A 12215-nucleotide genomic window follows, 5' to 3' on the forward strand; every position below is an offset into this window, starting at 1 on the left:
ATCTCACGCGCACACTCGGCGACGACGGGAGCCGCCCCCGTACCTGTGCCGCCGCCCATGCCGGCGGTCACGAAGACCATGTCCGCGCCCTGCAGCGACTGCAAGATGTCGTCACGGCTCTCTTCCGCCGCCTGTTCACCGATCTCGGGACGCGCACCCGCGCCTAAACCGCGCGTGAGCTTTTCGCCGATCTGAATACGCTTCGGCGCCATCGCGTGCAGAAGCGCCTGCGCATCCGTATTGACGGCGATGAACTCCACGCCCTGAAGTCCCGCGGCAATCATGCGGTTCACAGCATTGCTGCCGCCGCCGCCCACACCAATGACCTTGATCTTGGCGAACTGGTCCAAACCCATATCATCCAATTCAAACACGATAGTAACCCCCAAAATATAGCTTTGTCCGCTCTTCGGCCCCCGGAGGACACACGGCAGTCATTCTCAAAAGTTTCCTTACCATTCTATCATTATTTTAATGCTTGCGCCATAAAAAACTTATGAAAATGCTTGCTTTTTTCTCTTCAATTATGCTTTTCGAAGAAGTGGCGGCGCAAGATCGCCAAATTCTGGAATACGCGCAGACCAAACGCCAAGAGCGCGACATAGTAGAGATCGATGCCGAGACGGTCGCCGATGTAGACGAGGAACGCCGCCATGAGAGCATTCATAAAGAAACCGGAGATGAATACGGCGTTGTCGAAATGATTTTCCGATGCCGCACGCAGACCGCCGAACACGGAGTCAAGCGAGGCAAGAAGCGCGACGGAAGAGAGCTTCGCATAAGCAAGAGGCACGGTGATCGGCGAAAGCATACCGACGGCAACGCCGACGACAAGTCCGAGGACGGGCAGAATCATTTTGCATCCTCCTTTGTATCTGAAACCGCATCAATTGCTTTTGCATATTTGAACGACGCTGCGCCCTTGTATGCGGGAACTTCAATATTTTCTTCCTTCTTCACGTCGATCTGTATACCCCAGACCTTCAAGGTGTCCTCGACGCCGCCGCGCATCTTGATCGACTTCTCCAAACTCTGAGGATCGCCGATGGCGCGGATCTTGTAAGGCGGCGCCGAGCGCACGTTATTGACGGAAAGCGTCGGCCCTGCGCAGCGGATCTCCGAGGTGCCCGTGAGCCTTTGTCCGTTGATGGCTATGGCTTCGGCTCCCGCCGCACGCAGCTCATTGATGACGCGCAGAAGATCGTCGTCATGAATCAGATAGAGGTTCGGATTCTCTCCCGCCTTCGATGTCGCCTTGCTGTCATCGAGTGTCACTGTGACGCCGGGGCCTGCGAGCGCCGTGAAGCCGCCCTTCATACGCAGATAGTCGTTGCTCGGTCCCTCCGCCGCCGCATCCTTCGTATCCTTTAGCTCTTCCTGCAGACGGTCGCGTTCCTTCTCTGTCTCCAGAAGGCGCGTGGCAAGCTCTTCCACGCGCTGCTGCGATACGGACTGGCGCATGTCCTCCGTCGCGCGGAACTGCACGGCGAGCATGAAGCCGAGTACCATGCAGACAACGGCGATAGACCACCGCCCCTGCTTAAAATTGATCATAAAACGCCTCCCGCGATGTTGCTGAAATGAGCTCACAAAGAAATTATAACGCAAAAGATTTTATCTGCCAATAGAATACCCCGCCGTTCTACCATGCGGAAAATTACAGATATCTAAACAACTGCACCAGGCAGCCGCCTTCCAAAACATCTGACTCATCCCTGTCGAGCATACGTCTGCCAAAACTATGAAACCCATTGCGTTCATAAAATTCTACGAGGGCAGGCTTTTCCTCACACTCCAAATACACGACCTTTCCGCTGGATATACGCTGAATCTGCGCCGCCTTATTACAGGCGATCGCCAGAAGTTCATCGCCGCGAATCAGTCGATCGTAACCATGCGCATAATTCTTCCCTAGCTGTCCGATCAAGATGGCGGAAACGATATATCTATGCAGAGACTCTTCCCATACGGCAAACTTGTTGATCCTTTTTCGCAAAGTCTTGCTCAATGACCCTCGTTTCAAATCAATATGAAAATACTTCTGTGCGATAGAAAAATAGCCGACCACAACATCTTCGCCTTTATATTGCTTAAAGACAAGATATGTGGCGGCTATTCTCTGCTTTGAAAAAGCAACCGCCTTTTCCTTGAGAAAGTTCTCCACATCTTCATTGTAGGGACACGAAAACTCCGCGAGGATGTTGTTGAGCGCCTCTTCTTCGCCGCCCTCGATCAAATCCAGCAAATTGATAATCGGTGTTCCGAACATTATGAAGCCTTACGCATTTCGATACTTCGACAACAAGATGCGCATCTTCTCTGGCGGAACCTCATATACAGGCTGCCCCAGATTCTTGGCGCGGTATTGCTCCGCCTTTTCCAAGGCATTCGCAAATACCCGAATCTGCTTGTCCTCTTTGATATTCACGCTCTTCAAGAAACTCTTTGTCGCCATGACAGCCACCCTTCCGATTCACACAGCAAAAGGCTTCCATCGAAACACCGTCTCATACCCTTTCAAGGATATTATACTGCCGCATTTCGAGAATGTAAAGGAATCACTGCTTGAACTTGATAAACGGCGCCGTGTACTTGAAGTCCACGTATTCCACGGGACGCTGTGTGACTTCCTGATCGATGATGAAGCTGTCCGTCAGATGCGCTTTTTCTTCCAGACGGTCGAGTGCGCCGAGGCGGATCTGCACGCCGCCCGTCGTGTATGCCATGACGTCGCTCGGATTCTTAAGCGATACTTCAGAGATTCGGCTGTTCGTCTCGGGCTTCAATGTGTAGAGATAGGTGAGCGCCGCTTTGAGATTTTCATCCGCCGTTTTGTCGCCGATGTAGATGTCCTTGAGCTTGATGCCCGTGACCATAGGAATCGCCATCTTTTTCAGCGTCTTGTAGGCATCGATGACCGTGCCTTCGCGGTCGAGATCGACGTAGCCAAAGTCGCAGTCGACGGTGGCGACGGGGCGGCGCTCGACGATCTGAATCTCAAGCGTCGAGGGCAAGGAGCGACGCACGCTCGCCTGCTCGACGCGCAGATCCTTCATCAGGAGCTGCGCCATCTCCGCCGTCTTTACCTGGAAGAGCGGCACGCCCGGGTAGACGCCGGCGACGCGGCGAATGTCATCCGCCGGCATGTAGTGGTTGCCGATGATGCGCACATCGCGCACGGAAAAGAGCGGCGAGTAGACGGCGACGGCGAGCAGAGCGCCCGAGACGACGAGGAAGAGGAATCCCTTGAGGACGCGGCGCGGGCTGCGGCGGCGCACGATATACGTCTCGCCCGACAACGCATCGGGTTCGGTAAAGCCGAGATTCTCCTGCCTTTCCTCCGCCATCGTTCCGCCTCCTTTCCGTACCTTCGCTCACTTCTTACTTCTTATACCCTGCCATTTCCAAGATCCTTTCGCAGAGTTCGGGGAACTCGACGCCCATAGCGCGTCCCGCATCGGGCACGAGCGAGGTCTCCGTCATGCCGGGCATCGAGTTGATCTCGATCACATAGGGCGTCATGTCCTCGCCGAGCATCATGTCGGCACGCGCCGCGCCGCGGCAGCCGCAGGCGCGGAAAGCGTCGACGGCGAGCTGCTGCACGCGCTCCGTCACATCTACGGGAATGCGTGCGGGAATGATATGCGTCGACGCGCCCTTCGTGTACTTGCTCGCGTAGTCGTAGCGTCCCGAAACGGTCGTGATCTCGATGACGGGAAAAGCCTGCGCTTCTCTCGCGTCACCCCAGACGGCAACGGTCAGTTCCTTGCCGCGAATGAACTCCTCGACGAGCACTTCCTCGTCGTAGCGGAAGGCGTCCTTGAGCGCCGCGGCAAGCTCCTCCTCCTTTTCGACGATGGCGACGCCGATGCTCGATCCCTGCGACGACGCCTTGATGACGACGGGCAGCGAGAAAGCCTTTCGGATGCGTGCGGGAAGCTCCGCGTCAAATTCAAAGCGATGAAACGTCTCGGAGCGCGGCGTCGAGATGCCGGCGCCGAGGAACACGCGCTTCGACATGACCTTGTCCATCGTGACGGCGGCGGCGAGGACGCCCGAACCCGTATAGGGGATGCCTAGCATGTCGAGCATGCCCTGCAGTACGCCGTCCTCGCCGTACCTGCCATGCAGCGCGTTGAAGACGATGGCGCAGTCGCTCTTTCTTATCGCCTCGGCAAAGTGCGGCGGATCGAGTTCCATGCCCTCGACCGCATAGCCCTTCGACGCCAAGGCGCTGACGATGGCGGCGCCCGTGCGGCGCGAGACTTCCGCCTCGCTCGACGGTCCGCCCATGACGACGACGATCTTTCCCTGCTTCATGAAATTACTTCCCCTCCAAAAGGGCGACCAGTTCCTCGCCCGTCTTCCATATATCGCCCGCACCCATCGTGAGGACGATGTCGCCGGACTGTGCGATGGCGGCGAGGTGCGCGGCAATATCTTCCCGCTGCGGAATATAAACCGCATCCTGCCCCGTCGTCTGCCGCACGGCGTCGAGAATCGTGCGCCCCGACACGCCCTCGATCGGCGCTTCTCCCGCTGAATAAATATCCGTCAGTACGAGCACGTCCGCCTCGCGAAAAGCGCCGCCGAACTCAGCGGCAAGAAGTTTCGTGCGCGAGTAGCGATGCGGCTGAAAGGCGCAGATGATGCGGCGCGGCTTCGTCTGACGCGCCGCGAGGAGCGTCGTCGCGATCTCCGTCGGATGATGCGCGTAGTCGTCGACGACCCATACGTCCTGCACGCGCCCCTTCGTCTGGAAGCGCCGTTTCGCGCCGTGAAAGAGCGCAAGTCCCGCCGCCATCTGCTCGACCGTCAAGCCGATGGACAGCCCCGTGACGACGGTTGCGAGCGCGTCGAGCACGTTGTGCCTGCCAGGCAAATTGAGGCGCACGCGGCCGAGGTCTTTTCCTTCGTGCAGAACGGAGAAATCAACGCCCGCGCCGTGCATCTCGATCTTGCCCGCGCGATAGTCCGCCTCATGGTCGATGGCGTAGGAGATGACCTTGCGGCCAAGCGTCCGGGCAATGTCTCGCACGTTCTCGTTGTCAAAGCACAGGACAGCGTGGCCATCGGGCTTGATGTTTTCCAGAAATTCACGGAAAGCCTTGCGAATGTTCGCGAGCGTGCCATAGTGATCGAGATGATCGTCCTCGATGTTCGTGACGACAGCGATGTGCGGCCGGAGCTTCAGGAACGAGCCGTCGCTCTCATCGGCTTCGGAGACGAGATACTCGCCCTTGCCGAGCTTCGCGTTACCGCCGAGGACATCGACCTCGCCGCCGATGATGATCGTCGGCGAGATGCCCGCATGGTCGAGCGCGACGCCGAGCATCGAGGTCGTCGTCGTCTTGCCGTGCGCTCCCGCCACAGCGATGCCCTTCGCCGCGTTGAGGAGCGCGGCATTGATGTCCGAGCGATGGAAGCGACGCAGGCCGAGCCGCGCCGCCTCAACGATCTCGGGATTCGTCTCAGGAATCGCCGTCGAGACGACGATGGCTTCTGCCCCATGCACGTTCTCTGAGCGATGCCCGTGATGGATGTGCGCACCGAGACCCTTGAGCTGCTCGATCAGCGCGGAAGAGCCGAGATCGGAGCCTGTCACCTCATAGCCCTTTTCCAGCAAAATGTGCGCGAGCGCACTCATGCCCGCACCGCCGATACCGACAAAATGTATCTTATGGATGTCCTTCAGCAACTCTCTCTCCTCCTAATCCTTCGCAATCTCCAGCACGAGATCGGCAATCTCATCGGCCGCCTCGGGGCGGCCGAGCGCACGGCTCTTCTCTGCCATGCGGCGGAGCTTTCCTTCTTCCGACAAAAGCTCGCCGAGCAGCGCCGAAAGCGTCTTGTCCGTGAGATCGCGATCCAAGATCACGCGCGCCGCGCCCGCCCGCTCCAAGGCGCGTGCATTGTACTCCTGATGGTTCTCCGCCGCGTACGGATACGGCACCAAGATCGCGGGCACGCCGCGTGCCGTGAGCTCGGCAAGTCCCGTCGCACCTGCGCGGAAGACGGCGAGATCCGCCATCGCCATCGCCTCGGGCATATTGTAGAGGTAAGGCTCGACCTTGATGTGCGGCGCGGCGGCAATATCCACGCCCACCTCCTCCAGTCGGCGCATGACGTCCTCATACTCGCCCCTTCCCGTGACGAGAAGGAACTGCACCTCGGGATACTTCTGCGCCGCCTGCAGGACGCCGACCATCGCGCGGTCGATGCTCCTCGCGCCGCGGCTGCCGCCCGAGACGAGCACCGTGCGCTTCGCCGCATCGAAGCCGAACTTTTCGAGCGCCTTTTCGCGGCTCGCCGTCATGACCTCGCGGCGGATGGGATTTCCCGTAAAGACCGCCTTCTTGCGCGGGAAGCGGCACAGAGCCTCTTCCGTGCCGACGGCGATCTTCGTCACGAACTTCGACAAGATCTTGTTCGTCACGCCGGGCACGACGTTCTGCTCCTGAATGAGCGTCGGCACATGCGCGAGGCTCGCCGCCATGAGGATCGGCCCGCAGACGTAGCCGCCCGTGCCGATCGCGACGTCGGGGCGGAAGCGGCGCACGATGGCCGCCGCCTCTGCAACGCCGTGCATGGCGCGTCCGAGCCGCACGATGTTCGCGGGCGAGAAACTGCGCTTGAGCCCCTCGATATCGACGGTTTCAAAGGGGATGCCTTCCTTCGGTATGATGTCGGCTTCCAGGCCTTTCTGCGTGCCAACGTAGAGAAATTCCGCCGTGCGCTCCTTCTTGGCGAGAGCGCTCACGAGCGTCAGCGCCGGATATATATGGCCGCCCGTGCCGCCGCCCGAAACGATGATCTTCATACCTGTTCCCCTTTGCCTGCCATTTCTGCGTTTTTCTGCAAACTCCTATACCAGCTCGCGTGCCAGGCGCTTGAACACCTCGCCGCGCTCCTCAAAGCCGTCGAACATGTCGAAGCTCGCGCACGCGGGCGACAAGAGCACGACGGCAGGCGGCTTCGCGAGCCGCGCAGCGATGTAGACCGCCGTCTTCATCGAATACGCGGCGTCGTGGATGTGCGCGGCGGGAAAGCCCGCTGCGCGCGCGGCTTCGGCGAAGCGAACGGCGGCGTCGCCGACGAGGATCAGTTCCGTGCAGCGCTCCGAAACGAGATGCATGAAGTCCGTCAGATCCGTCATCTTGTCGTCGCCGCCCGCAATCAGCACGATGCCGTCCGAGAAGGATTCGAGCGCCTTGATCGCCGAGTCCGTATTCGTCGCCTTGGAATCGTTGTACCAGGCGACGCCCGCGAGATCGAGAAAATGCTCGATGCGGTGCTCGACGCCCTTGAAGGAGCGCAGCACGCGGCGGATTGCCTCAGCCTCGACGCCCGCAAGGTGCGCCATCGCCGCCGCCGCGAGCGCGTTCTCGACGTTGTGCGCCCCCTTGATGCCAAGCTCCGCCGTCGTCACGAGCGCAATCTCCTCGCCGCCTTGGCGCAGGACGAGCTTGTCGCCTAAGAGCAAAGCGCCCTCTTCGAGCGCCTCCCTGCGGCTGAAGAAAAATACGGGGCACGCGGCACGCTCCTGCATCGAGCGCGTCCTCTCGTCGTCGTAGTTCAGGACGAGCCAATCACCTTTTGCCATTTCGCGGAAAAGCCGTTCCTTCATCGCCTGATAGACTTCCATCGAGCCGTGGCGCTTGATGTGGTCGGGCGTCACGTTGAGGACGGCGGCAACCTTCGGACGGAAGCGCTCCGTCGCCTCCATCTGGTAGCTCGAAATCTCGGCGGCGACCGCGCCGCCCTCGCCCGCCTCCAGCACCGCTTCCGACAGCGGATAGCCGATGTTGCCGCCGACGCGCGTCTTCTCCTTGCCGAACTTCTCGGCGAGCAGCAGCCCCAGGAGCGTCGTCGTCGTCGTCTTGCCGTTCGTCCCCGTCACGGCGAAGATCGGCGACTTGGCAAGCGTCGCTGCCAATTCCACTTCGCTCGTGATGCGGATGCCGCGCCGCTTCGCCTCCTCGGCGAGCGGGATGGCGACGGGAACGGCGGGCGAGAGCACGAGAAGATCGCAGCCGTCCAGGAGCGCGGCTTCCTGTGCGCCGAAGATCAGCCCGATGCCGAGTTCGCGAAGCTCCGAGACGTCTTCTTTGATCGCCGCCTCGTCCTTCGCATCGGAAAGCGTGACCTTCGCGCCAAGCCTCTTTAGAACCTTCGCCGCCGCAAAGCCGCTGATCCCGGCGCCAACGACGAGAACCTTCTTCCCTTTGAAATCCGTATCGAGATGCAATATGCTTCCTCCTCGCTTTATCTCTTCCCTGCAGACGAGGGAGGCTTCCCAAGATGTCAAACGTCCGCCCGCGTCAATATGCAAGCCATGCGCCGAGCGCCGCAAAGACTGCGCCGACGAGCCAGAACGTATGAACGACGCGCGTTTCCTGCCACCCCTTTAGCTCGAAGTGGTGATGAATCGGGCTCATGAGGAAGACGCGCTTTCCCGTCGTCTTGAAGGAGATGACCTGGATGATGACGGAAAGCGCCTCGGCGACGAAGACGATGCCGATGACGGCGAGCAGGATCTCCGTATGCGTGAGAATGCCGAGCGCGGCGATCGCGCCGCCGAGCGCCAAGGAACCCGTATCGCCCATGAATACGCGAGCCGGATGATGATTGAAGCGCAAAAAGGCGCACGAAGCGCCCGCAATCGCCGCCGCGAACACGGCAAGCCCCGTCGCGCTGAAGGCGAGCGCGACCGCCATGTAGGCGAGTGCGGCGACCGTGACCGTGCCCGCCGCGAGGCCGTCGAGGCCGTCCGTGAGGTTCACGGCGTTGCTCGTGCCGACGAGCACGAAGAGCACGAGCGGATAGTAGAAGAGTCCGATGTCAAGCTCCGCGTGTATGAGCGGCAGCCAGACCGTCGTCGCAATGCCGAGTTCGTGCTGTGCGAAAAAAATGACGACGACGGCGATGACGATCTGCCCCAAGAGCTTCTGCCGCGCCTTGAGACCGAGGTTGCGCTTCTTCACGACTTTGATGTAGTCATCGAGGAAGCCGAGCGCGAAGTGCCCGAGCATCACGAAGAGCGCGAGCCATACGCCCGCCGTCAAGGGCGCGGCGGCAAGCGTCGCGAGCGTGATGGCGGCGATGATCATGACGCCGCCCATCGTCGGCGTGCCGCTCTTCGCCTGATGGCTCTTCGGCCCTTCCTCGCGTATGCTCTGCCCGAACTTCAGCTTGTGCAGCTCGGGAATCACGAAAGGGGCGACCGCGAGCACGAGGACGGCGGCGAGCGCCGCCGCTCCTGCAAGAGAAAGCGCCGTCGTATTCACATCCATCATTTGCCTGCCTCCAGCGCCTTCTTCAACAGGGGGATGATCTCATCCATCTTCATGCCGCGCGAGCCTTTGAAGAGCACGGCGTCGCCCGGCTGCAGGATCTCTTTGAGCCTTGCCGCCGCCGCCTCGTGCGACGTCATGCGCTCGACGAGCGGCACGCCGCCCGCCTTTGCGGCCTCCGCGATGAAGCGGCTCTCCTCGCCGCGCGAGAGGACGGCGGCAAAGCCCAGATGCGCCGCCTCTTCGCCCACGCTCGCGTGGCCGCTCTTCGACGCGCTGCCGAGTTCGAGCATGTCGCCGAGGACGGCGATCTTCCTGCCCGTGAACATCTCGGCGAGCGTCTTCAAGGACGCGCGTGTCGATGCGGGACTCGCATTGTAAGCGTCGTTGACGAAGGTGTATGCGCCGCACTTTTCGACAGCAAAGCGCATCTTCTGCGCAGGCGGCACGGCGAGTCCGCGCCGGACATCCGCGAGCGAAAGGCCGAGCACGCGAGCCGCAGCGATGGCGGCGAGCGCATTCGACACATTGTGTCTCCCGGGCATCGGCAGGAAGAGTTCGTGCCGTTCCAGTCGCCCGCGCTCGTTTTTCCATTCCAGCATGAATCTCATGCCGCCCTCCGCCTTGCCGACGGCGACGGCACGCACATCGGCATCGCGCGAAAGCCCGAAGGTCACGACGCGCACGCCCGCCTTCGCCTTCTCGCGCATCGCGAGGACGCGCACATCGTCGGCGTTCAGTATGACCGTGCCGCCCGGCTCCACAGCTTCAACAAGCTCCGCCTTCGCCCTCGCGATGTTCTCGATCGAGCCGAGAAGCTCCATGTGCACCTCGCCGACGTTCGTCACGATGGCGACGGTCGGCGCGGCGAGCGGCGCGAGCGCGGCGATCTGCCCGAGCCCCCTCATGCCGATCTCAACGACAGCCGCCTCGTGCGCGGCGCGAAGGCCAAGGAGCGTCAGCGGCAGGCCGATTTCGTTGTTATAGTTCGCCGCCGTTTTCTGCACAAGAAGGCGTGCGCCGAGCACGGCGGCCGTCAAATCTTTGGTCGTCGTCTTGCCGTTTGAACCCGTGATGGCGACGACAGGGATGGAAAACTTCCTGCGCCACGCGGCGGCGATCCGCTGATAAGCGCGCAGGGTGTCCTTCGCCTTGAGCACGACGCCCGTCTTCGGCAGCTTCGCCTCGGGCGTATCAGCCGCCACGAGAACGCCCGCCGCGCCCTTTTCGACCGCCTGCGCCGCGAAGTCCGCGCCGTCAAAGCGCTCGCCTTGAAGCGCGACGAAAAGCGATCCCGCCGCAATCTTTCGCGTATCCGTCACGATGTCGGAAAATACGATGTCCGCCGCCGTGCGCACGGCTTCGGCATCCGCCGCACGCTCGACGTCGGCGAGCGAAAAGCGCATCGCATAGCTTTTTTCCCGCGCGGCGACGGCCTCGCGTGCTACTTCCTTGTCGTCGAAGTGGATCGTCTTGTCCTTCAAGATCTGGTAATTCTCGTGCCCCTTGCCCGCGATGATGACGATGTCGTCCTTTTCGGCGAGCGCCACGGCACGCACGATCGCCGTGCGGCGGTCGGCGATTTTTTCATGGCGCTTGTCGCCAATCTTCTCAAGCACGCCGACCTCGACCTCATCGAGGATGCGCGCGGGATCTTCCGTGCGCGGATTGTCCGAAGTCACGAGCACGACATCGGAAAGCGACGCCGCGATGCGTCCCATGATCGGCCGCTTCGTGCGGTCGCGGTCGCCGCCGCAGCCGAACACCGTGAGGATGCGTCCTGCCGCAATCTCCCGCGCCGTCTTGAGGATGTTCTCCAAGCCGTCGGGCGTATGCGCATAGTCGACGATGATGGAGAACGCCTGCCCCGCATCGACGAGCTCGAAGCGTCCGGGCACGCTCTTGAAAGCTTCGAGCGCCCTCTTGATCGCCTCGGGCGCGATCCTTTCTGCGAGCGCCGCGCCGACGGCGCTCATGACGTTGTAGACGTTGAAGATTCCCGTGACGCCGAGCGAAAGATCCATCCTGCCGAAAGCGCCTGCAAGCGTCAGCTCCATGCCCCGCGCATGGACGCGGATGTTCTCGGCGCGAAGGGCGGCTTCCTTCTTCACGGCATACGTGAGATGCGCACACTTCGCATGGGCGAGCATCGTTTCACCCGCCGCATCGTCGATGTTGACGACGGTCGTCTTACCCGCCTTCGCACCCTTGCGGCTCACAAGGTCGAAAAGGCGCGCTTTCGCGCGCTTGTAGTTTTCGAGCGTCTTATGATAGTCGAGATGATCCTGCGTGAGGTTCGTGAATACCGCCGTATCGAACTCGATGCCCGCCACGCGGTTTTGATCGAGCGCGTGCGAAGAGACTTCCATGACGACGAAATCCATGCCGCGCCGCGCCATATAGGCGAGCGTTCGCTCCAGGACGACGACGTCGGGCGTCGTATTGTGAATCGGCAGAGCCTCATCCTCGACGAGGATCTGAATCGTGCCGATGAGCCCGACCTTGTACCCCGCCTCGCGCAGGATAGCGCGCGTCATGTAGCTCGTCGTCGTCTTGCCGTTCGTGCCCGTGATGCCGATGATGCGCATCTTTCGCGACGGATAATCATGGAAAAACGGCACGACGACCTCAAGCGCCGCCGCAAGATTCGGCACGCGAAGAACCGCCGCCGCACCCTCGGGAATCTCGATCTCGCGCTCCGTCAGAATCGCGCACGCGCCCTTTTCGACCGCCTGCGCGATGAAGGAATGACCGTCGACATGCAGCCCTTCGATGGCGACGAAAAGCGTCCCATCCGTCGCCTCGCGCGAATCGTGCACGATGTCCGCGATCTTCACGGCTGCATCTCCCTTGATCTCAGCGCCCTCGACGAGCGCCGCCAACTCGGCAAGCGTCTTCATTGCCATCCCTCCATGAAATTTA

The 12215-nt window shown here is 61.1% G+C and carries 11 protein-coding genes and 1 pseudogene; all 12 read right to left on the minus strand.

Annotation, left to right across the window (positions count from 1 at the left end; genetic code table 11):
- A pseudogene (locus ACTTKG_RS05480) lies at nt 1–374 on the minus strand (cell division protein FtsZ); the annotation flags it as partial.
- Between the two features lie 146 nt (nt 375–520).
- The gene (locus ACTTKG_RS05485) at nt 521–856 is read right to left on the minus strand and encodes a small basic family protein (RefSeq protein WP_442673246.1); all 336 of its coding nucleotides are present in this window, start codon (nt 854–856) and stop codon (nt 521–523) included.
- Nucleotides 853–1554: a DUF881 domain-containing protein gene (locus tag ACTTKG_RS05490; RefSeq protein ID WP_442673247.1), complete on the minus strand. Its 702-nt coding sequence runs from the start codon at nt 1552–1554 to the stop codon at nt 853–855. Before ACTTKG_RS05490 ends, ACTTKG_RS05485 begins: the two co-directional genes overlap by 4 nt.
- A gap of 103 nt (nt 1555–1657) precedes the next feature.
- The gene (locus tag ACTTKG_RS05495; protein ID WP_442673248.1) at nt 1658–2269 is read right to left on the minus strand and encodes an N-acetyltransferase; all 612 of its coding nucleotides are present in this window, start codon (nt 2267–2269) and stop codon (nt 1658–1660) included.
- 9 nt (nt 2270–2278) lie between these two features.
- Nucleotides 2279–2455, minus strand: coding sequence for a hypothetical protein (locus ACTTKG_RS05500; protein ID WP_442673249.1), 177 nt, complete (start codon nt 2453–2455; stop codon nt 2279–2281).
- 103 nt (nt 2456–2558) lie between these two features.
- Nucleotides 2559–3347 carry a cell division protein FtsQ/DivIB gene (locus ACTTKG_RS05505; RefSeq protein WP_442673250.1) on the minus strand — a complete coding sequence of 263 codons (789 nt, stop codon included), beginning with the start codon at nt 3345–3347 and terminating at the stop codon, nt 2559–2561.
- 34 nt (nt 3348–3381) lie between these two features.
- A complete protein-coding gene (locus ACTTKG_RS05510) occupies nt 3382–4320 on the minus strand; it encodes a D-alanine--D-alanine ligase family protein (RefSeq protein ID WP_442673251.1) in 939 nt (312 codons plus the stop codon).
- A gap of 4 nt (nt 4321–4324) precedes the next feature.
- A complete protein-coding gene (gene murC, locus ACTTKG_RS05515) occupies nt 4325–5698 on the minus strand; it encodes a UDP-N-acetylmuramate--L-alanine ligase (RefSeq protein ID WP_442673252.1) in 1374 nt (457 codons plus the stop codon).
- A gap of 12 nt (nt 5699–5710) precedes the next feature.
- A complete protein-coding gene (gene murG / locus ACTTKG_RS05520; RefSeq protein ID WP_442673253.1) occupies nt 5711–6820 on the minus strand; it encodes an undecaprenyldiphospho-muramoylpentapeptide beta-N-acetylglucosaminyltransferase in 1110 nt (369 codons plus the stop codon).
- A 45-nt stretch (nt 6821–6865) separates the two neighbouring features.
- A complete protein-coding gene (gene murD / locus ACTTKG_RS05525; protein WP_442673254.1) occupies nt 6866–8248 on the minus strand; it encodes a UDP-N-acetylmuramoyl-L-alanine--D-glutamate ligase in 1383 nt (460 codons plus the stop codon).
- Nucleotides 8249–8321: 73 nt separating this feature from the next.
- Complete coding sequence (gene mraY / locus ACTTKG_RS05530) at nt 8322–9296, minus strand: phospho-N-acetylmuramoyl-pentapeptide-transferase (protein ID WP_442673255.1); 975 nt, start codon at nt 9294–9296, stop codon at nt 8322–8324.
- The gene (locus ACTTKG_RS05535; RefSeq protein ID WP_442673256.1) at nt 9293–12199 is read right to left on the minus strand and encodes a UDP-N-acetylmuramoyl-L-alanyl-D-glutamate--2,6-diaminopimelate ligase; all 2907 of its coding nucleotides are present in this window, start codon (nt 12197–12199) and stop codon (nt 9293–9295) included. The genes mraY and ACTTKG_RS05535 overlap by 4 nt, the downstream gene beginning before the upstream one ends.
- Nucleotides 12200–12215: the final 16 nt, after the last annotated feature.

Origin of the sequence: Selenomonas sp. (assembly GCF_052169755.1) — a bacterium.
Classification (GTDB): Bacteria; Bacillota; Negativicutes; order Selenomonadales; family Selenomonadaceae; genus Selenomonas.